This window comes from Luteimonas vadosa, from assembly GCF_039543545.1.
Classification (GTDB): Bacteria; Pseudomonadota; Gammaproteobacteria; order Xanthomonadales; family Xanthomonadaceae; genus Luteimonas; species Luteimonas vadosa.
On record NZ_BAABJY010000002.1, the window covers coordinates 370694 to 394786 of the forward strand.

Sequence of the window (24093 nt, forward strand, 5' to 3'; positions counted from 1 at the left end):
GCGGTGTCGACGCAGGCGGCGGTCGCGAGGGAGTTGGCGGGCACGGGACCAGGGGGAACGCACGGCATGCAGGCCGGTTTCGGCCTGCGGGTGGACGAGGCGCGTGCGGGTTATGCCGCGCTGCACGGCGCCGGCATCGATGCGACGACCGGGTCCGGGCAGTACGACGCCTTGCCCCAGGGCGCCGATGGCGACGTGCCGCCGCTGGGCTACGCGCTGGCCCAGTTGCACGGGATCTACATCCTCAGCCAGACGGCCGACGGCCTGGTGGTGGTCGACATGCACGCCGCGCACGAACGCATCGGTTACGAACGGCTCAAGGCCGCGCACGACGCGGCGGGCCTGCGCACGCAGCCGCTGCTGGTGCCGCAGGCGGTGGCGGTTTCGGAACGCGAAGCGGGCGTCGCCGAGCGTGAAGCCGGCACGCTGGCCGAACTCGGGTTCGAGGTCACGCGCAGCGGTCACCAGTCGCTGCTCCTGCGCAGCGTCCCGGCGCTGCTGGCGGACGGTGATGCCGAAGCGCTGCTGCGCGACGTGCTGGCGGACCTGAGCGAGCACGGCGAGAGCCGGCGCGTGCGGGCCGCGCGCGACGAGCTGCTCTCGACCATGGCCTGCCATGCCGCCGTTCGCGCGAACCGGCGCCTCACCCTGCCGGAGATGAACTCCCTGTTGCGGCAGATGGAGGCGACCGAACGCTCCGGACAATGCAATCATGGGCGCCCGACGTGGGCGCGCTTCCCCTTGCCCGAGATCGACCGCTGGTTCCTCCGAGGACGTTGAGATGGCTCGAAAACCACACAGAATCCTGCGCGCCGCCTGCGTTGCCGCCTGCGCACTGGGCCTGGGCGCCTGCGACAACGCCTCGAGGCAGGCCACCACTTCCGACGACGCGGCAGCGCCCGCGGAGACCACCGACATGCAATTCCTCGCCGACAACGCCGCCTGGCGGGAGCAGCGCCTCGAAGGCCTGCTCAAGCCCGACGGCTGGACCAGCCTCATCGGGCTGCACTGGATCGACCTCAAGACCCATTACGTCGGCAGCGGCGCAACCAACGGCCTGCGCCTGGCGATGGGCCCCGAGAAAGTGGGCCTGCTGCAACGGGACGGAGGCCGCGTGTTCCTGACGCCCGAGCGCGGCGTTGCGCTGACCCTCGACGGCGCCCCGCTGCAGGGCCGCACCGAGCTCAAGACCGATGACGGCCAGGCGCCCAGCCTGGTCGGCTTCGACGACGGCAAGGGCCAGATGACCGTGATCGAACGGGGAGACCGCCTTGCCTTGCGGGTCAAGCATTCCGAGGCGCCGACGCGCACGCAGTTCGCCGGCCTGGAATACTGGCCGGCCGATCCGTCCTGGCGGATCGACGCGCGCTACGAACCCCACCCGCCGGGCAAGACGCTGCAGATCGCCAACATCATCGGCATCCTCGAGGACACCCCGAACCCGGGGGTCGTGGTGTTCGAGCGCGATGGCAAGACGCATCGGCTCGAGGCACTGGACGGTGGCGAGGACAGCCTGTTCCTGATCCTGGCCGACCGCACCAGCGGCCACGACAGCTACGGCGCAGGCCGCTACGTCTATACCGACCTGCCGACCGCCGACAACAAGGTCGTGATCGATTTCAACCGAGCCTACAACCCGCCCTGCGCGTTCACCCCCTTCGCCACCTGTCCGCTGCCGCCGCTGGAAAATCGACTGGACTTGGCGGTGACCGCCGGCGAGAAGACCTACGCCAAGGCCCACTGATCCCCTCCGCCCCGACCGACCCGACAGGAAAGGACCCCGATGCATCCCATGCTGCGCTCCGTGATCAAACCGCTGCTGTGTTCCACCCTTGCGTTCGCCCTCTACGGGTCCGCCGTCAATGCCGGCGACGCGGTCGCGACGGCCGGCGCGAAGGCAGCGCCCGTGCCCTTGCTGTGGAAGGTGTCCGACTCGGACAACTCGGTCTACCTGCTGGGCTCGTTCCACCTGCTCATGCCCACCGATTACCCCTTGTCGCGCGACGTCGACGCGGCATTCGCCGATGCCGAGAAGCTCGCGTTCGAACTGTCGCCCGAGGAAATGGGCTCGCCGCAGCTCGGGGCGCTGATGGCGCAGGCCGCGCTGCGCACCGACGGCACCCAGCTCGACAGCGAACTGCCGCCCGCGACCAAGGCCCGCCTCGACGCCTGGCTTGAGGCCAATGCCGCCGAGCTGCAGAAGATGGCGATGACGCCGCAGGTGATGCAGATGTTCGAGCCCTGGTTCGCGGGGTTGATCATCACCATCACCGAGATGACGAAGATGGGCCTCGATCCCAAGCTGGGCCTGGACGCCCACCTTGCCGCCAAGGCCGGCGAGGCCGGGAAACCGGCCGAGGGTTTCGAGACCGGTGCCGAGCAGATCGCCTTCCTCGACGGCATGAGCAAGCAGGAGCAACTGCAGTTCATCGACGAGGCGCTGACCGAGTCGGCCGAGGGCCGCGACGCCGTGCAGAAACTGCACGCCGCGTGGCGGGCCGGCGACGCGGACCGCCTGTGGAAGGAGATGGCCGTGGAGATGCGCAGCGCGTATCCCCAGCTTTACCGCCGCATCAACGTCGAGCGCAACGACGCCTGGGTGCCCAAGATCGAACAACGACTCGAGACCCCCGGCACCGACGACACCCTGGTCGTGGTCGGTGCACTGCACCTGCTCGGCGAAGATGGCGTGGTCGAGAAGCTGCGGGCCAAGGGGTATCAGGTGGAGCGGATTTGCTCTGCCTGCAAGCCTTCGAGTAAGGGAAGTAAAAAGCGCTAGGCACCGCATGAAGATCCTCGCCTCTTTGCTAGTCGTGGTAGCCGCCCTGGCTTTGGTAGCGTGGGAAGCGCTGTGGCGGCTCGAACACTTACCTGCCAAGCGCCCTGTCGCATCGCCAACCGGCGACTACGTCGCTCAGCAACGCTCGTTGCCTGAAAGGTCGGATCTTCCTTATGGCCAAGGCATATTCGTCCGCCACCACGGATTGCCACTTTGGGCCACCTCAAAGCTTGTATTCGCGGGCTATTGCAAGCCAGGCATACGCTTGGCCTGGCCTAGTGCAAAGCAACTGACGGTGAGCTGCGTTGTCGCCGAGGGATCGGTCTTGCAGTTCCCACCACCCGCGGGCATTACCGTGGTACACGACGGTGGCGCCTGACAATTCGTTCAAGCCGAACCTGCATCGGCGCGGCGCCTGAGCGCGGGCCTTCGGCGATATTGTGCTCAGTCGCCGCACCGCTGCGGGTCGGCTTGAATCGGGCGCTAGACCCCGTGGCTGAAGGAATTGCTGCGTGAAGAGTCTACTGGTTTTACTATTCCTTGCCGTCATCGCCTGGACCGGCTACAGCCACTACAAGACGTCCCGCGCGCAAGTCGCGCCAGCCGAGTCCTTGGCCTACTCAATAACCGCAAACGCCCCCGCGCGGGAATCAGTACGCACGCCGGGCGCCAAAGGCGATGGTCGGACACATTGCTCCCAGATGCGGTCAGCAGCAGTGGTGCCACTAATGGGCTCGGGGCCCAAGAATTCGTACAAGCCCAACCCACATCCCGGCGGCACCTAAGTCCGGGCGTTCACTAAATTCGTTGCCAGGCGATGGCTGGCTCGACTCACGCGGGGTTGCCAGCACCGTCGACGCAGATCATCTCGATGCAATCCACCGGGCATACCGGCACGCACAGCTCGCACCCGGTGCACAGCGGCTCGATCACGGTGTGCATGTGCTTGGCGCCGCCGATGATGGCGTCGACGGGGCAGGCCTGGATGCACTTGGTGCAGCCGATGCAGTCGTCCTCGATCACCAGGGCGACGGTGGCGGGTTTGTGCTCGCCGCGGCTGCGGTCGTAGGGCAGGGCTGGGACGCCCAGCACGTGGGCCAGGGCCCGGGCGCCGGCATCGCCGCCGGGTGGGCAGCGATCCACGCCCGCCTGACCAAGCGCCATCGCCGCGGCGTAGGGCAGGCAGCCGTCGAAGCCGCATTGCCCGCATTGGGTTTGCGGGAGCAGGCGGTCGAGGCGTTCGGTGAGGTTCGGCATTGAAGTCCTGGTCATCCTTTCTCCTTCCGGGAGAAGGTGGCCCGAGGGGCCGGATGCGGGTGCGGGTGCGGCAGAAACAAACCCATTGTGCCGGCACCACGCATGCGCCCCAACCTGGCATGCGTCCAGGTTCTTGCCAGTTCGCTGCGTCGCTGGCGTCCTGCCAACGTCCATGACGCGCCTGCTGGGGTCGAGGCCCTCACTTCAACCCCCGCTCCGCGCCCCGGCCCATGCCATCCCCATGGGCGATCAGCCGCGTGCGCGCCAGTGGCGCGCGACCTATGGGGCCTCGCCCCGCGCTCGGGAGATGGGCTTCAGCGGACCGGCATGCCGGGTTTGGCCGTGTCGTCGGCGGCGAGAAGTGCCAGCGGACCGTCGTCGAAACCGGCCGAGAGGATCATGCCTTCGCTCACGCCGAACCGCATCTTGCGCGGAGCCAGGTTGGCGATGAACACGACGTTGCGGCCGACCAGCGCGGCGGGATCGTCGTAGCTGGCGCGGATGCCGGAGAAGATCTGCCGGGTGCCGAGTTCGCCGGCGTCGAGTTCGAAGCGCAGCAGCTTGTCGGAGGTCTCGACGCGCTCGCAGGCCACGACCTTGCCGATGCGCAGGTCGAGCTTGGCGAAATCGGCAATCGAAATGGTCTCGGCCGAGTCCTGCGCCGGAGCTTGCGCCGGGGATGCTGCGGGGGGCGCGGCCGTCGTGGGTGTCGCGTCCGAGTCGGCGACGGCAGGCTTCGCGCCTGCGGGGGCCGGGTTCGAGGGCTTTAGGTCTTCCTTGCTGGCTTCGGTCATGGCGGCGATCTGCTTGGGGTCGAGTCGGGTGAACAGGGGTTCGTACGGCTGGATGCGATGTCCGAGCAAGGGCTGGTCGAGGTCGCTCCACGCCTGCAACGGCGCGCCGAGGAAGCCTTCGACCTGGCGCGCCATCGCCGGCAACACCGGCGCCAGGGCGCCGGCCAGCACGCGGAACAGGTTGAGTCCCTGCGTGCACACGGCCTGCAACTCCGCCTCGCTGCCGTCCTGCTTGGCCAGCACCCAGGGCTTGCGTTCGTCGATGTAGCGGTTGGCTTCGTCGGCCAGGCCCATCGCGATGCGCAACACGGTGGCCGGTTCGTTGCGCTCGTAGGCCTGGCGGATCGGTGCCAGCGCGTCGAGGAAGCGCAGGTAGGTCGCGTCGTCGGGCAAGGCGTCGGCGAGCTGGCCGTCGAAGCGCTTGCTCACGAAGCCGGCGCACCGGCTGGCGAGGTTGACAAACTTGCCGACCAGGTCGGCGTTCACCCGCGCCACGAAATCCGAGAGGTTGAGGTCGAGGTCGTCCACGCCGCCGGCCGAACGCGCGGCGAAGTAGTAGCGCAGCGCCTCGGGTGGCAGGCCCTGGTCGAGGTAGGTCCGCGCCAGCACGAAGGTGCCGCGCGATTTCGACATCTTGGCGCCGTCCACGGTCAGGTAGCCGTTGACGTGCAGCCGCGTCGGCGCGCGCATGCCGGCGCCGTGCAGCACGGCCGGCCAGAACAGGCCGTGGAAGTTGATGATGTCCTTGCCCAGGAAGTGGTGCAGCTCGGCGTCGCTGCCCGGGGCGAGGTAATCGTAGAAATTCAGGTCGAGGCGGTCGCACAGCGCCTGGAAGCTGCTGAGGTAGCCGATCGGGGCATCCAGCCAGACATACAGGAACTTGCCCGGATGGCCCGGGATCTCGAAGCCGAAGTAGGGGGCGTCGCGGGAAATGTCCCACGGCCGCAGGCCGCCTTCGCCGTCCAGCCATTCCTCCAGCTTCGCCTTGACCCCGGGGACGGCCACGTGGCCGGCCAGCCATTCGCGCAGGAAACCGGTGAACTGGCCCAGCTCGAAGAAGAAGTGCTCCGACTCGCGCAACTCCGGTGTCGCGCCGCTGACCACCGACACCGGCGACTTGAGCTCGGTCGGCGAATAGGTCGCGCCGCAGTGCTCGCAGTTGTCGCCGTACTGGTCCGGCGTGCCGCAGTTGGGGCAGATGCCCTTGACGTAGCGATCCGGCAGGAACATGCCCTTTTCGGGGTCGTACAGCTGCTCGACCGTGCGCCGCGAGATGTGCCCGTTGTTGTCCAGGCGCGCGTAGATCGCCTCCGTCAGCGCACGGTTGCCGGCGGAATGGGTCGAGTCGTAGTGGTCGAAGGCGACGCCGAAATCGGCGAAGTCGCGCTCGTGCCCGGCCTGGATGCCGGCGATGAACTGCTCCGGGCTGACGCCGGCCTTTTCCGCCGCCAGCATGATCGGCGTGCCGTGGGTGTCGTCGGCGCAGACGTAATGCACCGTGTCGCCGCCCATGCGGCGTGCCCGGACCCAGATGTCGGCCTGGATGTAACCCACCAGGTGGCCCAGGTGCAGCGGCCCGTTGGCGTAGGGCAGCGCATTGGTGACGAGGGCGTGGCGGGGCATGGCGGGACCGCGGACGAGGGCCCGAGATTATGGCATGGGGGTGGGGTTCGACCGGCCGCAGGCAGGGGCCGGCGACGGTAATCGAAGCGCGGCTGCTGGCAGGGGACGCATCGATTCGCTGGTATGCAAGGGGGCGCGCTGCAAAAGAACAGATCCCGAATGTTTGGGTCGGGGCGGCTCGGGTCGCGGTGCGACGCGACCTTCGGGTTATTCGCGGACCCAGACCTGCTGGCGGCAGATGAAGGCGATGCACCCGGAAACGCCGAGCTTGGCGCCGCCGTCGAGCAACTCGGCCTTCGATTTGTAGGTTTTCCCGTCCTTGGGATCGAGGATGGTGCCGCCGCCCCAGCCGGCGCCGTCCTTCCTCAATCCCCACAGGATGGTCATGCCCTGCACGGGCCTGCCCCTGTTCGCGCCGCTGCACTTGTCGCACACCGGATTCGGTCCGCGTGACGAGCGCAGGACCTCGACCACGCGGCCCTGCAGGATGCCCTTGGCGTCCTGGCTGACCTCGACGATCGATTTGACCTTCCCGGTCTCGTCGTCGATCGTCTTCCACCGGCCTACGGGCGAGCCTTGGGCGAAGGCGGCCATCGGCAGCAGGGCGAGCAGGCAGAGGATCGTTCGGATGCGCATCGGCGGCAAGGCTTCGGAATAGGCGGCGCGGCCTTTATACCGCATCGGCCGGCGGCCGTAGGGCGCTCGGCAGCGGACGACGCGATGCCGCGAAGCCGTCGAAAACCGCGTTGCGATCCGGATGCCCGGCGCCACTCGACTAGAATCACCGCCATGCAGAACCCCTCGACACCCCCGCGCGTCCACGCCCACGCCGTGCAGCCCAAGCTCAGCCCGCTGCCGCGGGTCCGCAACATCCTGGCCATCGGATCGGGCAAGGGTGGGGTCGGCAAGTCGACCACCGCCGTGAACCTCGCGCTCGCGCTGGCCGCGGACGGTGCCCGCGTCGGCGTGCTCGATGCCGACGTCTACGGGCCGAGCATCCCGATGATGCTGGGGCTCCACGGGCGCCCGGACAGCCCCGACGGCAAGTCCATCGAGCCGATGCGTGCGCACGGCATCGAGGCGATGTCGATCGGCCTGCTGGTCGAACAGGAAACGCCGATGATCTGGCGCGGCCCGATGGCGACGTCGGCGCTCACCCAGTTGCTGGGCGAGACCCTCTGGGGCGGGGACGACGGACTCGACCATCCGCTCGACTACCTCGTCGTCGACCTGCCGCCCGGGACCGGCGACATCCAGCTGACCCTGGCGCAGAAGATCCCGGTGGCCGGCGCGATCATCGTCACCACGCCGCAGGACGTGGCGACCCTGGATGCGAGGAAGGCACTGCGCATGTTCGAGAAGGTCGAAGTCCCGGTGCTGGGCCTGGTCGAGAACATGGCGCAACACATCTGCACGCAGTGTGGCCACGTCGAGCACCTGTTCGGGCAAGGAGGCGGTGAGCGGATGGCGGCGCAGTACGGCGTCCCGCTGCTGGGTTCGCTGCCGCTGGAGATCGGGATCCGGGAGCAGGGCGACGCCGGCACGCCGATCGTCGTGGCCGCACCCGGTTCCGCGGCCGCAATGGCCTACCGCGACACGGCCCGTCGTCTGGTGGAAGTGCTGGCGAAACGCCCGCGGGCCGCCATGCCGATTGCTGCCTCGCTACTAAGCCAGTGAGCGCCATCGCCTAGCGATTCGCGGCGACTGGCGCGCGTCGCCTCCAAGGCGTGCTGCGTTGCAACAACGACACTGGCGTGGAAGCGCTGAATCCGTGGCGGCCGTCACGGTTCAACGCCCATTCAGGATGTGATCCCGGTGCCTGCTGCTATGCAGCATGCGTTTCCGGCGAGCCGTCGTACTGTTCAGCGCGGCCTGCGGTACGTCTTCGCCGGTGGCCGGCATCCGAGCTGTCGTTTCTTCGCGTTTTCCTGCAACAGGCCTGCCCCGGTCGCATGTCCGGTGCCGCCTGCCCGCCATCGGTCGCACTTCCACCTTGAAGAGGTCTCACCACGTGAATCGCAGTCTCCGCATCGCCACGCTCGCAAGCGCAGTCGCCCTGACCCTGGGCTTGTCCACCGCAGCCACCGCCGGCGGCCGCCCTGATCTCGTCCTCTCCGGGCTGAAGGCCGGACAGCCGCACCATGACGGCGAAGTGCTCGTCAAGTTCCGCGACGGCAGCAATGCCGCCAGCCAGGATGCGGTTCGCCGCGGCCTGGGTGCCCAGAAGATCCGGACGGTCCGTGGCGGCAACGCCAAGGTGGGCGAGCTCGCCCTGATGCGCCTGCCGCGCGGGCTGGACGTCGCCACCGCCGTGCGTGCGATCCAGAACGACACATCGGTCGAATACGCCGAGCCGAACTGGATCTACCAGCACGCCGCCGTCTCCAACGACACCTACTACACCAACGGCTCGCTGTGGGGCATGTACGGCGACGCCACCAGCCCCGCCAACCAGTACGGTTCGCAGGCCGGCGAAGCCTGGGCCGCCGGCCACACCAGCTGCGGCAATGTCGTCGTCGGCGTGATCGACGAGGGCATCTACACCCAGCACGAGGACCTCGCGGCCAACATCTGGGTCAATCCGCACGACCCGGTCGACGGCATCGACAACGACGGCAACGGCTACGTCGACGACGTCAACGGCTGGGATTTCGAGGGCGGCAGCAACAACGTGAACTCCGGTGGCAGCGGCGACGACCATGGGACGCACGTGGCCGGCACCATTGCCGGCGTCGGCGGCAACGGCAAGGGCGTGGCGGGCGTGTGCTGGAGCGGCGTCAAGCTGATCAGCGCCCGCTTCCTCGGTCGCCGCGGCGGCTCGACCGCCGATGCGATCAGCGCCATCGACTACTTCAACGACCTCAAGACCCGCCATGGCCTGAACCTGGTCGCGACCAACAATTCCTGGGGTGGCGGCGGCTTCTCGCAGGCGTTGCAGGATGCGATCGGCCGCGCCGACAGCGCGGGCATCCTGTTCATCGCGGCGGCAGGCAATTCCGGCGCCAACAACGACACCACCGCCAGCTATCCCTCCAACTACCCGAATCCGAACATCATCGCCGTGGCGGCGCTGACCAGCAGTGGTGCGCTGGCAAGCTATTCGCAGTACGGCGCGGTCACGGTCGACATCGGTGCACCGGGTTCCGGGATCTGGTCGACGGTGCCCAAGTCCACGAAGGGCAAGCTCGTCTCGGGCTACGCCAGCTACAACGGCACCTCGATGGCCACCCCGCACGTGACCGGCGCCGCGGCGCTCTACAGGTCCGCGCGACCGGGCGCCAGTGCGGCCGACGTCAAGGCCGCGATCCTGGGCACGGCGGTCACCACGCCGTCGCTGCAGGGCAAGGTGCTGAGCAACGGGCGGCTGAACGCCAGCAGCTTCTGAGCCACGCTGCAATTCGAGCAACGCGGAGGGCCCGGCATCGCCGGGCCTTTCCGTTCCTGGCGTTCCGTCGCATGGGACGCGGGCGGCTCAGCGGATAGAATCGTGCTTTCGCCACCGGGAGCCGCAAGCCGCATGAGCATCAAGTCCGACCGCTGGATCCGCGACAGGGCAGAACGACACGGCATGATCGAGCCGTTCGAGCCGGGACAGGTCAAGCAGGCCGGCGGCGAGCGCATCGTCAGCTACGGCACGTCCAGCTATGGCTACGACGTGCGTTGCTCCCGCGAGTTCAAGGTCTTCACCAACATCAATTCCACCATCGTCGACCCCAAGCACTTCGACAGCGGCAGCTTCGTCGACGTCGACGCCGACGTCTGCATCATCCCGCCCAACTCCTTCGCGCTGGCGCGGACGGTGGAGTTCTTCCGCATCCCGCGCGACACCCTGGTGGTCTGCCTGGGCAAGAGCACCTACGCGCGCTGCGGGATCATCGTCAACGTCACGCCGCTGGAACCGGAGTGGGAGGGCCACGTGACCCTCGAGTTCTCCAACACCACGCCCCTGCCGGCGCGCATCTACGCCAACGAGGGCGTGGCGCAGATGCTGTTCTTCCAGGCTGCCCCCGACGACGTGTGCGAAACCTCGTACAAGGATCGCGGCGGGAAATACCAGGGGCAGACCGGGGTCACGCTGCCGAGGACCTGAGCGGTCAGGGCTTCTGGTAGGTGACGAAGAAGCCCTCCAGGTCGCCGTTCTCGATGTAGGGCTCGACGCTGGCGACGCGATACCCGCGTGCGGTGAAGGCCTGGTGCGCGGCGCTGAGGTCGTTGGCGGCGCCCTGCTTGCGGAATCCCCAGCTGGCATCCACCCAGATGGTGACGGCCACCATGCCGGCGCGTTCGGCTTCCTCCGCGGTCCTGGCTGGGGATTTGCCGAACAGCGCGGCATGGGCCGGCGCTGCCTGCATGCAGGCCAGCAGGGCGAGCAACAGCGCCAGCAGCTTCAGCGGCGCGGGCAAGGTGTGCGTTCGTGGGGACATTGGCGGACTCCGGGGACGAAGGTTCGATGGGGGGATCAGTGTTCCGCACCGGCGGGGATCGGCACGTCGCGGGGTGTCCCGATCGCGACCCGCAGCGCGATGCGCAGGGCGTCGACCACCAGCTCCGTGGACAACGACGGGGCACCGGGGTGGTTGGCGGCCTGGCTCGGGGACCAGGGGATGTGGACGAAGCCGCCGCGCACGGCCGGCTTGCGGCGCAGTGCATGCATCAGCCCGTAGAAGACGTGGTTGCAGACGTAGGTGCCGGCGGTTTGCGACACCTCGGCGGGAATGCCCGCCTTGCGGACCGCCGCGTGCATCGCCTTGATCGGCAGGGTGACGAAGTAGGCGGCCGGACCGCCGGGCACGACCGGCATGTCGACCGGACTGGCGTCGGCGTTGTCCGGGATGCGCGCGTCGTCGACGTTGATCGCCACGCGTTCGAACGACACCGCGCTGCGTCCGCCCGCCTGGCCAACGCACAGCACCAATGCAGGTGCGTGCCGGCGGATCGCGGCGCGCAGTGCCGTCAGCGACTCGCCGAACACGACCGGGAGGCGGCACGCCACGACCCGGTGCCCCGCAATGCGGCGGCCGTGCAGGGACGAGGCCGCTTCCCAGCTGGGGTTGCAGCGTTCTCCGCCGAACGGCTCGAAACCGGTGAGCAGGATTATGGGCTGGGGAGATCGCGGGGCCATCCGCGCATTGTAGGAGGGACGGCAACGGCTGCCCGGGATCGATCGGAAGCACGCTTCTTCGCTGCGCAACCCAATGGCCGGCCATCGCCGGGCGCCAGTCCCCTGCCGCTCATCGGAACACGATGAAGTACATCAGCACGATGTTGCAGGCCAGCAGCGGCAGCGCGGTGGCGACCTGCTGGCGGATCACGCCGTAGGAGTCCTTGAGTTCCAGCAACGCGGCGGGCACCAGGTTGAAGTTGGCTGCCATCGGCGTCAGCAAGGTGCCGCAGTAGCCCGAGAGCATGCCGATCGCGGCCAGCGAGGCGGCGTCGGCGCCATGCGCCTGCACCAGCAGCGGCAGGCCGATGCCGGCGGTCATCACCGGGAATGCGGCGAAGGCATTGCCCATGACCATGGTGAACAGCGCCATGCCGAGCGCATAGGCCAGCACCACGATGAAGCGGTTCTCGACCGGGATCACCGCCTTGACCAGGCCGGCCACCGCTTCACCCACGCCCGCGGCCGCGAACACGCTGCCCAGCGTGGCCAGCAGCAGCGGCAGGATCGCCGCCCAGCCGATCGAGTCGATCAGCCGCCGCGACTGTTCCACGGCCGACCAGGGCGATCGTCGCGTCAGCCAGCAGGCGGCGGCCACGGCGACGACGCAGGCGATGCCCAGGCCGACCAGGGTGGTCTGCTCCTCGCCCAGCAGGCGAACGCCTGCGATCCGCGCGCCGTCCAGCACCACCGCGAACAACAGGGTCACCAGCGGGATCAACAGCGCCGGCCAGAACAGCCGGTTGCCGAGGCGAGCCGCCTCGCTGGCCTTCACTTCGCCGGAGCTTTCCTCGTAGCGTCCCCGCCGCAATCCGCCCAGGCCCGCGAGCGCGGCAAGCACGACCACGACCGCGCCAACGACCGCGGGCGGCACGCGCTCGCCGACCAGGAACATCGCGGCCAGCAGGCCCCAGAACAGCGCGGTCGTGACCCGGCGCGGATTGCCACGGTCGCGCAGGCCGAGCAGGGCGACCGCTGCAAGGTAGACGCCGGTGAGCCAGTAGATCCACTGCAGCGTGATCATGCGTCGCGCTCCGCGGGCGCCCTGGCGTGGAGGGCGGCGACCTCGCGCGCGAGGCGGGCGTCGAGCCGCGACAGGCGCGTGGCGTGGATGGCGAAGGCGCAGATCGCCGTCGGGATGCCCCAGAGCGCGATCTGCAGCGGCTCCAGCGCGATGCCGTTCTCGGCGTAGAAGCCCTGCATCAGCAGCACCGCGCCGAACGCGATGAAGATGTCCTCGCCGAAGAACAGGCCGACGTTGTCGGTGGCCGCGCACATCGCCTTCAGCCGCTCGCGGCTGGCCTCCGGCAGCTCGCCATGCCGCGCGTCGGCCGCGCCTTCGGCCATCGGCGCCAGCAGCGGGCGCACGGTCTGCGGGTGGCCGCCCAGGCTGTTGAGGCCGCACATCGCCGTCAGCTGCCGCGCCGCGAGGTAGACGATCAGCAGGCGGCCGGCCGTGGCTGCCTGCAGCCGCGCGATCCACGCTTGCGCGCGCTCCTTGAGGCCATGGCGCTCCAGCAGCCCGATCACCGGAAGCGTCAGCAGGAAGATCGCCAGGTAACGCTGCTTGGTGAAGGATTCGCCGAGCAGGGTGAGCACCTCGACGGGCGACTTCCCGGCCACCAGCCCGGTGACGACCCCGGCGCCGACCACGACCATCGCCGGGTTCATCCGCAGGGCGAACCCGATCACCACCAGCGCGACGCCGACCAGCGGCCAGTACTGCATCAGCACCCCTCCATCAGCTTGCGCCCGGCGCGACGATGCGCACGCCCGCGGCGGCGAGTGTGTCATGCAAGGCGCGGGCGAAGTCCGGCGCATCGGCGCGGTCGCCGTGCAGGCAGAGCGTGTCGGCCTGGATCGCGACCGTCTCGCCGGTGCGCGCGGTGACGCGACCCGTGGCCAGCATCGCCTCGACCTGCGCGAGCGCGTCGGCGATCCCCTCGATAACCGCATCGGGCCGGTCGCGCGGCGTCAGCGTTCCGTCGGCCTCGTAGCGGCGTTCGGCGAACACTTCGTGCGCGACGCGCAAGCCAGCGGTCTCGCCAGCCCGGGCCAGGACCGAACCCGACAGGGCATACAGGACCAGCGAGGGGTCCTGCGCCAGCACGGCATCGACGATGGCTTGCGCAATAGCGGCATCGCGCGCGGCCAGGTTGTACAGCGCGCCATGCGGCTTGACGTGGCGCGGGCGCGTGGCGTGGCGGTCGCACGCCGCGGCCAAGACTGCGAGCTGGCGCGCGACCAGGTCGTGCACCGCGTCGGGTGTGGTGGCCAGTTCGCGGCGGCCGAAGTGTTCGCGGTCCTCGAACGAGGGGTGCGCGCCAATCGCCACGCCGTGGCGCAGGCACAGCCCGATCGCCTCGTCCATGGTCCGCGCATCGCCGGCATGGCCGCCGCAGGCGATGCTGGCCGAACTGATCAGCGGGATGATCCCGGCGTCGTTGCCGCAGCCTTCCCCCAGGTCGCAATTGAAATCGATCCGCATCATCCCGGCGACCGTTCAGCGCGCCGCACTGCGGGCGGAGATGGCATAGCCGATCCTGGCCAGCCGCTGGCGTTGTTCGCAGGCCAGCCGCGTCGCGTCTTCCGCGGTGCAGGCTTCGAAATGCACGGCATCCCCGGGGCGCAGCTGCGCCAGGCGGGGCCAGTCGGCGCGGATCGCGTGGCCGATGCGCGGATAGCCGCCGTGGGTCTGCGCGTCGGCCAGCAACACGATCGGGCCGCCGTCGGGCGGCAGCTGGATGGTGCCCGGGGCGACGGGCTCGGACACGGCTTCGCGCGGGCATTGCAGGCGCAGGCCTTTGCCTTCCAGCCGCAGTCCCTGTCGGTTGCTGGCGGGATCGACGCGCCATGGCTGGGCGAAGAGGGCATCGCCGGGATCCAGTGCGTCGCGGCCGGGGAGGACGCGGACGACGGCCCGCTGGTCCAGGGCGAGGTCCGGCGTCGGGTCGATCCACCAGGGCGCGATCGCGAGGCCTTTATCCATGGATTGGGCGCAAGCGGCGACCGGCAGCACGTCGCCCTTCGCCAGCGCGCGGCCGCGCATGCCGCCGAAACCGCCGCGCAGGTCGGTGCTCGCGCTGCCCAGCACCCGTGGCACCGCGAATCCACCGGCCACCGCCAGCCAGGCACGTGCGCCTCGGCGGCAGGCGCCGAAGGACAGGGTCGCGCCCGCAGGCACGTCGACGCGCCGCCAGCCTGCTACGTCCGTGCCGTCCACGTCGGCCGCGAAGTCCCCGCCGCAGAACGCGATGCGCGCGCTCCGGTCGAAGCGCAGGCGGGGGCCCTGCAGGCTCATCTCGATCACCACTTCGTCGTCCGGATTGCCGACCAGCCGGTTGGCGACGATGTGCGAAAACCGGTCCAGTGCCCCTGCGCTGCCGACGCCCAGGTGCCGCCAGCCGCGACGGCCGCCATCCTGCAGGGTGCTCAGCAGTCCCGGTGCCAGCACGTGCACGCTCATCGCGACCCCCCCACGGGCACGAAACGCACGCGGTCGCCCGGGGACAGCGTCGCCGGGGGGTCGCGGGTGGCGTCGAACAGGCGCAGGTCGGTGCGCCCGATCAGTCGCCAGCCGCCCGGACCGCTGCGCGGATAGATGCCCGTCTGCGCACCACCGATGCCGACGCTGCCGGCCGGCACCCGAGGGCGCGGAGTCGCCAGTCGTGGCGTCGCCAGCCGGGGGTCGAGGCCGATCAGGTAGGGGAACCCGGGCGCGAAGCCCAGCATCGCCACCCGGTAATCGCCGGCGCAATGCAGCGCAACGGCCTCCCGGGGCGACATGCCGGCCTCGGCCGCGACCGCGTCGAGGTCGGGCCCGTCCTCGCCGCCATAGCGCACGGGGATCTCGATGAGGGCCCCGCCGCCATCCCCGGCAACCGCACTGGCTTCCGCGCAGTCCGCCAGCCAGCGCCCGGGCTCGACCAGGGGATCGACACCCGCATCGAAGTGCGCGGGATCCACGAACACCGCCAGGCTGGCGTAGGCCGGCACCAGGTCGACCAGCCACGGCGGGCGCCGTGCGGCGATGCTTTCGGCCAATCGGTGGACGCGAAGATTGGTCGAGGCATCGACCGAATCGCCGAGGCGCAGCAGCAGCGCGTCCTCGCCAAGCCGTTCGATGCCGGCGTCGCTCACGCGAGCAGGGTGTCGCGCAACAAGGTAATGCGCTCGACCAGGGCCTCGGGCGCGTACGGTTTCGCATCGACACGGCCCCAGACCGGCGCCGGCCACGCCGGGTCGTCCTCGAAGCGCGCGATCACGTGGACGTGCAGCTGCGGCACCAGGTTGCCTAGCGCGGCGACGTTGAGCTTGTGGGGCTGGAAGGCATCCCGCAGCAGGTGCGCGGCGCGGTCCACCTCGTCGGCCAGCAAGTGGCGCTGGTCGGCGTCCAGGTCGATCAGCTCGCGCGCCTCGGCCACGCGGGGGACCAGCACCAGCCACGGGTAGTTGCCGTCGTCCATCAGCCGCAGGTCGCACAACGCCAGGCTGCCGATGGGATGGGTATCGGCGGCGAGTTGCGGATGCAGCGAGAAACGTTGCGGCGCGGCGCCTCGTTTTCGGGTCATGCCGGGGGCCTCCGGGTCGGGATCGCGGGCGTTCCGGCCCCATCTTAGCGTTCCGGGTGGCTGGCCTCGTTATACTTCCGGCCCGTTTCGCCCCGGCCCCCCATGCCCGCTCCCGCCGCCAGCAGCGCCAACCCCAAGGTCGGCTTCGTCAGCCTCGGCTGCCCGAAGGCCTTGGTGGATTCGGAGCGCATCCTGACCCAACTGCGCGTCGAGGGTTACGAGCTGGTGCCCAGCTACGACGATGCCGACGTGGTGGTGGTCAACACCTGCGGCTTCATCGACTCGGCGGTGGCCGAGTCGCTGGACGCGATCGGCGAGGCGATGGCCGAGAACGGCAAGGTCATCGTCACCGGGTGCCTGGGCAAGCGCGAGGACGTGATCCGCCAGGCGCATCCGGGCGTGCTGTCGATCAGCGGACCGCAGGACTACGACAGCGTGCTCGGCGCGGTCCACGCGGCCCTGCCGCCGAGGCACGACCCGTTCATCCACCTCGTCCCCGATACCGGCATCAAGCTGACGCCGAAGCACTACGCCTACCTCAAGATCTCCGAAGGCTGCAACCACCGTTGCAGCTTCTGCATCATCCCGTCGATGCGCGGCGACCTGGTGTCGCGGCCGGTCGACGAAGTGCTGCGCGAGGCCGAGAAACTGACCATGGGCGGCGTCCGCGAGCTGCTGGTGATCTCGCAGGACACCTCGGCCTATGGCGTCGACGTCCGCTACGCCGAGCGCCAATGGCGTGGCCGGGCGTACCAGACGCGCATGAAGGCGCTGTGCGAAGGACTGTCCGAACTGGGCGTGTGGACGCGGCTGCACTACGTCTACCCGTACCCGCACGTGGACGACATCATTCCCCTGATGGCGGACGGCAAGCTCCTGCCTTACCTCGACATCCCGTTCCAGCACGCCAGCCCGCGCATCCTCAAGTTGATGAAACGCCCCGGCGCGATCGACAAGACCCTGCAGCGCATCCGCCGCTGGCGCGAGGCCTGCCCCGAGCTCACGATCCGCTCGACCTTCATCGTCGGCTTCCCCGGCGAAACCGAGGCCGAGTTCGAGGAACTGCTCGACTTCCTGGACGAGGCGCAGCTCGATCGCGTCGGCGCGTTCGCGTATTCGCCGGTCGACGGCGCCAAGGCCAACGACCTGCCCGACCCGGTGGACGAAGCGGTGAAGCAGGAGCGCCTCGCGCGCTTCATGCACCGGCAGGCCGGGATCTCCGCGGCCAGGCTCGAAGCCAAGGTGGGCAGCGTGCAGCGCTGCCTGGTCGACGCCATCGACGGCGAACTGGCCATCGCCCGTTCGATGGCCGACGCGCCCGAGATCGACGGCGTGGTGCAGGTGCAGGACGGCCGCGCCGCCGGATTGCGCCCTGGCGACTTCGCCGATATCACCATCCTGGGCAGCGACGCGCACGATCTTTACGGCGAAGCGCTTTAAAGCGGCTTCAGCCGCCTGGGGACCGTTGATGGTGCCTCGCGGCCAATGGCGCTCCTGCAGGGGCAGGCTTGCGCATCTTCTTGCCTTTGGGCCGCCTCTTCTCCGGGTGCAGGTCGGGCTGGCGCCGGTGTGATGCCGACACCGGCGTCGCGCCGGGCACGCTAGGCTGGGTGCGATCGATCAGCCAAGGCATGACCAGAAGGCATGACCAATCCGCATCGATCGCTTCTGCAAGGAGGATGAGATGAACGTTCACGATTCCGGAAGGCCCGCCATCAGCAGCAGGGCGGCGATCTGGGCCGGCCTGGTGGCCGGCGCCGTGTTCATGATGCTGGAGATGGTGATGGTGCCGGTGTTCCTGGGAGGCAGTCCCTGGGGCCCGCCGCGCATGATCGCCGCCATCGGGTTGGGCGAGTCGGTACTGCCGCCGCCGGCGACCTTCGACTTCGCCATTGTCATGGTCGCGGTTCTGATCCACTTCGCGCTGTCCCTGGTGCTGGCCTTCGTCTTCGCCTTCATCGCCAAGGGGCGCAGCGTTGGCAGCGCGGCCCTGATCGGCGGCGTGTTTGGTCTCGTCGTCTACCTGGTGAACTTCTACGGCATGACGTCGATGTTCCCGTGGTTCGAAATGGCGCGCAATTGGGTATCGATCTTCGCGCACGTCGTGTTCGGCGTGGTGCTGGGTTCGACCTATGCGGCTTGCACGCGGCGAACCGCGTAGCGGGAGCATCGGAAGCGCCGCTGCGTCTGCGGCGGTTCGGGATGCCCGGGGCGTTGGGGGCGTGGCACCGGGCTACGGGAACTGGTCCGCCCCGGCGGCGGGCGTCGTGCCGTAGCGGATGCCGGTGACGACGAACCTGCGGCGGCCGGCAGGCAGGTCGGCCTCGACGGTATCGTCCAGGCGTTTCTTCAGCAGCGCTCGGGCCAGCGGCGAGTCGATGCTGATCCAGCCGCGCCGGGCGTCGGTCTCATCGGGGCCGACGATGCGGTAGCGGCACACTTCGCCATTGTCGGCTTCCTCCAGCTCGACTTCGGCACCGAAGAACACGGCGTCGAGATCGGCGGGCGGCGTGTCGACCGTCCGCAAGGTGGTCAGGCGCTTGGACAGGTAGCGCACGCGGCGGTCGATCTCGCCCAGTTGCTTCTTGCGGTAGGTGTATTCGGCGTTTTCGCTGCGATCGCCTTCCGCGGCCGCGGCGGACAGCGCCCTGACGACTTCCGGCCGGCGCACGCGCCACAGGTCGTCCAGCTCGGCCTTCAGCCGTGCGTGGCCTTCCGGCGTGACCAGGGCGGTGCTGTTCTCGGGTGGCGGACGCCAGCGGGACATGGGCGACAACGGCAGGGTGGGACGCCGTTATCGCCCAGCCAGCGCCGGGGCTCAAGCGCTTATTTGCCCGTGGCGCCCTTGAGGAGGAAATCCGCGCTCACGGGGCCCACTGCGATGGTGTCGGTGTGCGAGGCGATGATCGAGCGGAATTCGATCGACGCGGTGGGTCCCACCTTCAAGCCGCGCTTGCGCGCCATTTCGTCGACCCGGTCGGCGGTGGCGTCGTCGATGTTGGGGGACACGCCGACGAAATCCCAGCTGTCGCCGGTCTGGTGGGCATACCACTGGGTCGGGGCCACGCCGGCTTCCTTGTCGACCGCCTCGCGGGCTGCCATCCACTTCAGGAAATCGACATGCTTGCCGGGGGCCACGCGGTAGATCGACACCACGGAGTAGGGCGGTGGCTCCTGTGCACCGACCGGGAATGCCAGGAAGGCCGCAAGCAGCAGCGCCACGAGGGTGGACGTACGGGTGGACCGGTGTTGGCTTGCAGGCATCGTCGACTCCTTCGCCCGGCGGTCGCCAGGCATCGCCGGAACAGGGCACGGACCCGATGCCGGCGCATCGGGGTCGAGGCGCTGCTTCGTCCCTGAGGCGCACGCCACGGTTCCAACGCCGTGAACGGACGCCAGCGGCCATTGATGCACGCAACGGCCCTGCGAAGGCGGCTCCGCGACTCGCTCAGCGCTTCCCGGCGATCCCGCCGAAGATGCCGCGCAGGATCTGCCTGCCGATCTTGCTGCCGACCGTGCGCGCGGCCTGCTTGGCCATGGTCTCGACCATGCCCTGCCGCCGCTTGGTGCCGAACACGGCGTCCTTGATGGTGCGGCCGATGCCGGTGTCGGCATCGGGGTCCGCGCCGGACTCCTTGCCCTTGGCCGGCGGGGCGTCCGACTCGACCGCGGCCGCCTCGGCTTTCGCCGCCAGCCGCTCGGCCGCCGATTCGCGATCCACGGCCGTGTCGTATTTCATCGCGACGGGACTGCTGGCGCGCACCTGTGCCCGTTCCGCGTCGGTCGCCGGCCCCATGCGGCAGCGGGGAGGTGCGATCAGCGTCCGCTCCACCGGCATGGGAATGCCCTTGGCTTGCAGGGTGGACACGAGCGCCTCGCCGATGCCCAGTTGCGAGATCGCCTCGGCGACGTCCAGCGCCGGGTTGGCGACGAAGGTCTCCGCAGCCGTCCTGACCGCCTTCTGGTCGCGCGGCGTGAACGCCCGCAACGCGTGCTGCACGCGGTTCCCGAGCTGGCCGAGGATCTCGTCGGGAACGTCGTCCGGGAACTGCGAGCAGAAGTACACGCCGACGCCCTTGGACCGGATGATGCGCACCACCTGCTCGACGCGTTGCCGCAACGCCGGTGGCGCGTCGTCGAACAGCAGGTGGGCCTCGTCGAAGACGAAGACGAGCCGGGGCTTGTCGAGGTCGCCCACCTCCGGCAACTGCTCGAACAACTCCGACAGGAGCCACAGCAGGAAGCTCGCATACAGCCGTGGCCGGAGCACCAGCTGGTCGGCGGCGAGGATCCCGATCACCCCGCGCCCGTCGGGCGTTGTCCGCATCAGGTCGGCGAGCTCAAGGGCGGGCTCGCCGAAGAACGCCTCGCCCCCTTGCTGCTCGAGCCGGAGCAGGGCGCGCTGGATGGCGCCGATCGACGGCGTGCTCACCAGTCCGTAGGTCGAGGAGATCGCCTTGCGCTCCTCGGCCACCAGCCCGAGCAGGGCGCGCAGGTCCTTGAGGTCGAGCAGCAGCAGGCCGCGGTCGTCGGCGAGCTTGAACACGATGTCGAGCACGCCGGACTGGGTGTCGTTGAGTTCCAGCATGCGCGACAGCAGCAGCGGACCGATCTCGCTCACCGTGGTCCGCACCGGATGGCCGCGCTGGCCGTACAGGTCCCAGAACACGACCGGGTTGCCCTCGTTGCGGTAGTCAGCGATGCCGATCTGCTCGATGCGCTGCCGGAGCTTTTCGCTCATCGTCCCCGGGACGGCCAGGCCCGACACATCGCCTTTCACGTCCGCCAGGAAGACCGGCACGCCGATGCGTGAGAAGCCCTCGGCGAGCGTCATCAGGGTGACCGTCTTGCCGGTGCCGGTGGCACCGGCGACCAGGCCGTGCCGGTTGCCGAACTCCGGGTGCAGCCAGACCGCGCCGCTGGTGCCGGGCTCGGCCGGGGGAGTGGTGACGGCCTTGCCGACGAGGATGGGGTCCATGCTGCGTTCCTTCGGGCGACTGCAGCGATTCTAGGCCAAGCGCAGGCGCGCCCCGGAAAGCGTGCCGCCTGTCCTTGCCCCCCGCATCGGCGCGGCGCTACCCTGCGGTTCCACCTGAGCCACTTGCCGTCCATGCCCGATTTTGCCGTTCTTGCCCGCGTTTCCGCTTGCCTGCTCGTCTTTTCGTCGATCCTCCTGCCGGCCAATGGCCAGGCACAGTCCCGGCGCGAGGGAGTGGCCGCCCAGACGCTGGCGGAACGCATGGACGCGGCCGAGAGCCGCTATCGCGAAGCGCTGGTCAAGGTCGGCAACAACGACCCGGACGGCATCACCGAAAGCAACGCGGCACTCGAGGACATGGAAGACGTGGTCACCGCCTGCGGCAAGCAGCGCGGCTGCAGCGTTCCGCGGATGCTCGCCACCTACAAGCGCCTGCTCAAGGCCGGCGCCGATGCGCGGGCCGCGGGTGACGAGGCGGATGCCTCGCTCGCCGACGACGACGACCTGCCGACCGGCAACGTGCCCGATGCGGCCAGTGCCGCGTCGTTGCTGAGCGAGGACGGCGAGCGCTTCGTGCGCATGGTGCAGTTCAACCCTGCCGTGCAGGCCGGCATCCGACGCTGGCTGACCGACATGCGGCCGTCGCTGATGGACAGCCACGAGAACTACCAATACATGCGGCACCTGATGTCGCCGGCGTTCAAGCGCAGTGGCCTGCCGGAGGCCTTGCTGTTCGGCATCCTCGCCAAGGAATCCAACGGCAAGGCGCACGCCGGGTCCCGGGCGGGCGCGGTCGGTCCGATGCAGTTCATGCCGGCGACGGGCCGGCGCTTCGGGCTGGGCGTCGATGCCACCGGGTTCGACACCCGCTACGACCCCCGTGCCTCGGCCGACGCGGCCGCCGCCTACCTCAACGAGCGCTTCGCCGAATTCGGCAACGATATCGAGATGTGGCTGGCGGCTTACAACGGCGGCGAGGGGCGCGCGGCGCGCGTCTACCGCGAGTTCGGCGGCCGCAAGTTCTGGGACGTCGACGTCTACAACCAATTCCCGCCCGAGACCAAGGACTACGTGCCGATGGTGATCGCCGCGGCCTGGCTGTACCTGCATCCGGACGAATACGGAGTGCGCTTCCCCAAGGTGGATGCGCGTCCCGCGACCTTCACCCTGGAGCGCCCGGCATCGATCTACGAGCTGACCATCTGCCTGGGCAACAGCGGCAGCCGCGACGGCTACATGCGCGCGCTGCGCAACCTCAACCCGCGCTACGAGCCCGATGCCTGGATTCCACCAGGTACGGTGCTCAACGGCACTGCAAGGCTCGCGAACCTGTATGAACGCCGCTGCGCCAAGGGCGAACGCGCCGAGCTGGCGCGCCAGCTCGTGCTCAGCGACGCCCGTGGCGCGCTCGTCGGCGGGCCGCCGAAGAAGCCGGTCGAGCCACCGGTTTCGACGTTCACGCCCGACGCCTCGAAGATCGCGACGACGGTGGCGACCGGCGTGCCGACGCCCCCGGGCCAACCGCGGGTCCATCGCGTCTCGCGCGGCGACACGCTGGTGTCGATCGCCAGGCAATACGCCTGCGATGCCGGCGCGCTGGCGCGCGCCAATGGCCTGGAAGGGCCGCGCTACGCCATCCGCTCGGGACAGCGGCTGAGGCTGGAAGGCTGCGCGAACTGACGGGGTCGGGCGGGCGCGGGTCTCAGCACTCCAAGGCAGAACCCTGATCCACGGGATGAGCCACTTCGACGGGGTCGCGGGCACGGAGGACGTCGTCTACGACCAGACGGGTTCGGAGAACCTGGCGATCAGCGACCCGGATGCGGCGATCCGCAACACCGACAGCCACGGATACTTCGCCGAGAACACGCCGTTCCAGAACTCACCGGGGGTGCAGTGAAACCAGGAGCCCCGGCAAGTGCCGGGGCTCTTTCTTTTCGGGCTATGCACATCGACGCCAGCGGTCGATGGGGCCGCCGCGCAAGGCTGTCTCCTCCACGGCGTGTCGCAAAGGTGGTCCGGGGCCGGCGGCCAACGTCCATTGGCCAACGGGCTATTTCAACCGTGCCAGCGCCTGGCCCAGTCGTACCGGCGTCTCCGCGCCAAGCCCGGCGACCAGCTCGGCCACGCCGGGAGGCAGCAACACGATCACGGTGGAACCGTAGTTGAACCTCGCCATCTCCTCGAACCGCGCCAGGCGAATGTCCTCGCCGCGGTAGTCCTTCGTCGTGATCACCTCGCCATAGGCGGGGATCTCCTCGCCGCTCCATACCGTTTCCACGCCGGAGACCAGCAGGGCGCCGACCATCACCACCGCCATCGGCCCGAAATCGGTGTCGAAATGGCAAGCCAGGCGTTCGTTTCGCGCGAACAGGCGCGGCACCCCGGCGACGGCATCGGGGCCAACGCTGAACAGGCGGCCGGGCACGTGCACGGTCTCGCGCAGCCGGCCGTTCCACGGCATGTGCACCCGGTGGTAGTCCTTCGGGGACAGGTACACCGTCGCGAACAGCCCGCCGTCGAAGGGGATCGCGGCCTCGGCGTCGCCCAACAGTTCTGCTGCGGTGAAAGACTGGCCCTTGGCCTGGAAGATGCGGCCTTGCTGGATTGGTCCGCACTGGCTGATGCGGCCGTCGGCGGGCATCAGCAGGGCGCGCGGATCGGGGTCCGGCGTGCGCACTCCGTCCCGGAGTGCCCGGGTGAAGAACGCGTTGAAGCTCGGGTACGCCGCCGGGTCGGGCTCCGCGGCCTCGGTGAGGTCCACGCCGAACTTGCGCACGACGGCATCGATCAGCCACTGCTTGGTTCCCCGGTGCCGGGAGTACGCCAGTTGCCGCGCCAGCGACGACAACAGGCGATGGGGCAGGACGTAGGTGAGTGCGGTCAGTGGGCTCATGCGGTTCCAGCGCGGGCGTGCTTCGGGGCGGGGG

Annotated in this window: 24 protein-coding genes and 2 pseudogenes; 11 read left to right on the plus strand and 15 right to left on the minus strand. The window is 69.3% G+C overall.

The genetic code is table 11. The features are described 5' to 3' along the window. Window positions 1-75: 75 nt before the first annotated feature. The 4 genes and pseudogenes from ABD970_RS12480 to ABD970_RS07595 all read left to right on the plus strand — a co-directional run. Window positions 76-780, plus strand: a pseudogene (locus ABD970_RS12480) (DNA mismatch repair MutL family protein); the annotation flags it as partial. A 1-nt stretch (window position 781) separates the two neighbouring features. Then, window positions 782-1744: a DUF1684 domain-containing protein gene (locus ABD970_RS07585; RefSeq protein ID WP_425563067.1), complete on the plus strand. Its 963-nt coding sequence runs from the start codon at window positions 782-784 to the stop codon at window positions 1742-1744. Window positions 1745-1783: 39 nt separating this feature from the next. Then, window positions 1784-2779, plus strand: a complete 996-nt coding sequence (locus ABD970_RS07590; RefSeq protein ID WP_345294897.1) for a TraB/GumN family protein — start codon at window positions 1784-1786, stop codon at window positions 2777-2779. 7 nt (window positions 2780-2786) lie between these two features. Then, window positions 2787-3158, plus strand: a complete 372-nt coding sequence (locus ABD970_RS07595) for a hypothetical protein (RefSeq protein WP_345294898.1) — start codon at window positions 2787-2789, stop codon at window positions 3156-3158. A gap of 452 nt (window positions 3159-3610) precedes the next feature. Here the strand turns inward: ABD970_RS07595 and rnfB are convergent, their stop codons facing one another. The 3 genes from rnfB to ABD970_RS07610 form a co-directional block, all read right to left on the minus strand. After that, window positions 3611-4210: an Rnf electron transport complex subunit RnfB gene (gene rnfB / locus ABD970_RS07600; protein ID WP_345294899.1), complete on the minus strand. Its 600-nt coding sequence runs from the start codon at window positions 4208-4210 to the stop codon at window positions 3611-3613. A gap of 140 nt (window positions 4211-4350) precedes the next feature. Next, the gene (gene metG, locus ABD970_RS07605; RefSeq protein WP_345294900.1) at window positions 4351-6453 is read right to left on the minus strand and encodes a methionine--tRNA ligase; all 2103 of its coding nucleotides are present in this window, start codon (window positions 6451-6453) and stop codon (window positions 4351-4353) included. Window positions 6454-6660: 207 nt separating this feature from the next. Further along, a complete protein-coding gene (locus tag ABD970_RS07610; protein WP_345295678.1) occupies window positions 6661-7089 on the minus strand; it encodes a DUF2147 domain-containing protein in 429 nt (142 codons plus the stop codon). Between the two features lie 153 nt (window positions 7090-7242). Here ABD970_RS07610 and apbC point away from each other — a divergent pair, with 153 nt between their 5' ends. From apbC to dcd, 3 genes are all read left to right on the plus strand, one after another. Beyond that, window positions 7243-8130, plus strand: a complete 888-nt coding sequence (gene apbC / locus ABD970_RS07615) for an iron-sulfur cluster carrier protein ApbC (RefSeq protein ID WP_345294901.1) — start codon at window positions 7243-7245, stop codon at window positions 8128-8130. A 334-nt stretch (window positions 8131-8464) separates the two neighbouring features. Next, window positions 8465-9838 carry a S8 family peptidase gene (locus ABD970_RS07620; protein ID WP_345294902.1) on the plus strand — a complete coding sequence of 458 codons (1374 nt, stop codon included), beginning with the start codon at window positions 8465-8467 and terminating at the stop codon, window positions 9836-9838. A 132-nt stretch (window positions 9839-9970) separates the two neighbouring features. Further along, window positions 9971-10543 (plus strand): dCTP deaminase, encoded by a 573-nt coding sequence (dcd, locus tag ABD970_RS07625; RefSeq protein WP_345294903.1) that lies wholly within the window; start codon window positions 9971-9973, stop codon window positions 10541-10543. A gap of 4 nt (window positions 10544-10547) precedes the next feature. Here the strand turns inward: dcd and ABD970_RS07630 are convergent, their stop codons facing one another. The 8 genes from ABD970_RS07630 to ABD970_RS07665 form a co-directional block, all read right to left on the minus strand. Then, the gene (locus ABD970_RS07630; RefSeq protein ID WP_345294904.1) at window positions 10548-10877 is read right to left on the minus strand and encodes a hypothetical protein; all 330 of its coding nucleotides are present in this window, start codon (window positions 10875-10877) and stop codon (window positions 10548-10550) included. Between the two features lie 35 nt (window positions 10878-10912). Continuing rightward, window positions 10913-11575, minus strand: a complete 663-nt coding sequence (pcp, locus tag ABD970_RS07635) for a pyroglutamyl-peptidase I (RefSeq protein WP_345294905.1) — start codon at window positions 11573-11575, stop codon at window positions 10913-10915. Window positions 11576-11684: 109 nt separating this feature from the next. Further along, entirely contained in the window at window positions 11685-12638 is a 954-nt protein-coding gene (locus ABD970_RS07640) for a DUF979 domain-containing protein (RefSeq protein WP_345294906.1), read from the minus strand. Beyond that, complete coding sequence (locus tag ABD970_RS07645; RefSeq protein ID WP_345294907.1) at window positions 12635-13342, minus strand: DUF969 domain-containing protein; 708 nt, start codon at window positions 13340-13342, stop codon at window positions 12635-12637. The genes ABD970_RS07640 and ABD970_RS07645 overlap by 4 nt, the downstream gene beginning before the upstream one ends. Window positions 13343-13355: 13 nt before the next feature. Further along, on the minus strand, window positions 13356-14105 hold the full coding sequence (locus tag ABD970_RS07650) for a LamB/YcsF family protein (RefSeq protein WP_345294908.1): 750 nt from the start codon (window positions 14103-14105) through the stop codon (window positions 13356-13358). A gap of 12 nt (window positions 14106-14117) precedes the next feature. Further along, complete coding sequence (locus ABD970_RS07655; RefSeq protein WP_345294909.1) at window positions 14118-15080, minus strand: 5-oxoprolinase subunit C family protein; 963 nt, start codon at window positions 15078-15080, stop codon at window positions 14118-14120. After that, on the minus strand, window positions 15077-15754 hold the full coding sequence (gene pxpB / locus ABD970_RS07660) for a 5-oxoprolinase subunit PxpB (RefSeq protein WP_345294910.1): 678 nt from the start codon (window positions 15752-15754) through the stop codon (window positions 15077-15079). Before pxpB ends, ABD970_RS07655 begins: the two co-directional genes overlap by 4 nt. After that, window positions 15751-16185 carry an HIT family protein gene (locus ABD970_RS07665; protein WP_345294911.1) on the minus strand — a complete coding sequence of 145 codons (435 nt, stop codon included), beginning with the start codon at window positions 16183-16185 and terminating at the stop codon, window positions 15751-15753. The genes pxpB and ABD970_RS07665 overlap by 4 nt, the downstream gene beginning before the upstream one ends. 102 nt (window positions 16186-16287) lie before the next feature. Here ABD970_RS07665 and rimO point away from each other — a divergent pair, with 102 nt between their 5' ends. Next, window positions 16288-17625, plus strand: a complete 1338-nt coding sequence (gene rimO / locus ABD970_RS07670) for a 30S ribosomal protein S12 methylthiotransferase RimO (RefSeq protein WP_345294912.1) — start codon at window positions 16288-16290, stop codon at window positions 17623-17625. 244 nt (window positions 17626-17869) lie between these two features. Then, window positions 17870-18346 carry a hypothetical protein gene (locus ABD970_RS07675; RefSeq protein WP_345294913.1) on the plus strand — a complete coding sequence of 159 codons (477 nt, stop codon included), beginning with the start codon at window positions 17870-17872 and terminating at the stop codon, window positions 18344-18346. A gap of 72 nt (window positions 18347-18418) precedes the next feature. Here the strand turns inward: ABD970_RS07675 and greB are convergent, their stop codons facing one another. The 3 genes from greB to ABD970_RS07690 all read right to left on the minus strand — a co-directional run bounded on the left by greB (window position 18419) and on the right by ABD970_RS07690 (window position 21163). Beyond that, window positions 18419-18952, minus strand: a complete 534-nt coding sequence (gene greB / locus ABD970_RS07680; RefSeq protein ID WP_345294914.1) for a transcription elongation factor GreB — start codon at window positions 18950-18952, stop codon at window positions 18419-18421. Window positions 18953-19011: 59 nt separating this feature from the next. Then, a complete protein-coding gene (locus ABD970_RS07685; protein ID WP_345294915.1) occupies window positions 19012-19449 on the minus strand; it encodes a hypothetical protein in 438 nt (145 codons plus the stop codon). A 184-nt stretch (window positions 19450-19633) separates the two neighbouring features. Continuing rightward, complete coding sequence (locus tag ABD970_RS07690) at window positions 19634-21163, minus strand: helicase HerA-like domain-containing protein (RefSeq protein ID WP_345294916.1); 1530 nt, start codon at window positions 21161-21163, stop codon at window positions 19634-19636. A 132-nt stretch (window positions 21164-21295) separates the two neighbouring features. Here ABD970_RS07690 and ABD970_RS07695 point away from each other — a divergent pair, with 132 nt between their 5' ends. Together ABD970_RS07695 and ABD970_RS07700 are read left to right on the plus strand one after the other, a co-directional pair. Continuing rightward, window positions 21296-22843, plus strand: a complete 1548-nt coding sequence (locus ABD970_RS07695) for a transglycosylase SLT domain-containing protein (RefSeq protein ID WP_345294917.1) — start codon at window positions 21296-21298, stop codon at window positions 22841-22843. A gap of 40 nt (window positions 22844-22883) precedes the next feature. Then, window positions 22884-23063, plus strand: a pseudogene (locus ABD970_RS07700) (M35 family metallo-endopeptidase); the annotation flags it as partial. 153 nt (window positions 23064-23216) lie between these two features. Here ABD970_RS07700 and asd read toward each other — a convergent pair. Next, a complete protein-coding gene (gene asd, locus ABD970_RS07705) occupies window positions 23217-24059 on the minus strand; it encodes an archaetidylserine decarboxylase (RefSeq protein ID WP_345294918.1) in 843 nt (280 codons plus the stop codon). Window positions 24060-24093 lie beyond the last annotated feature (34 nt).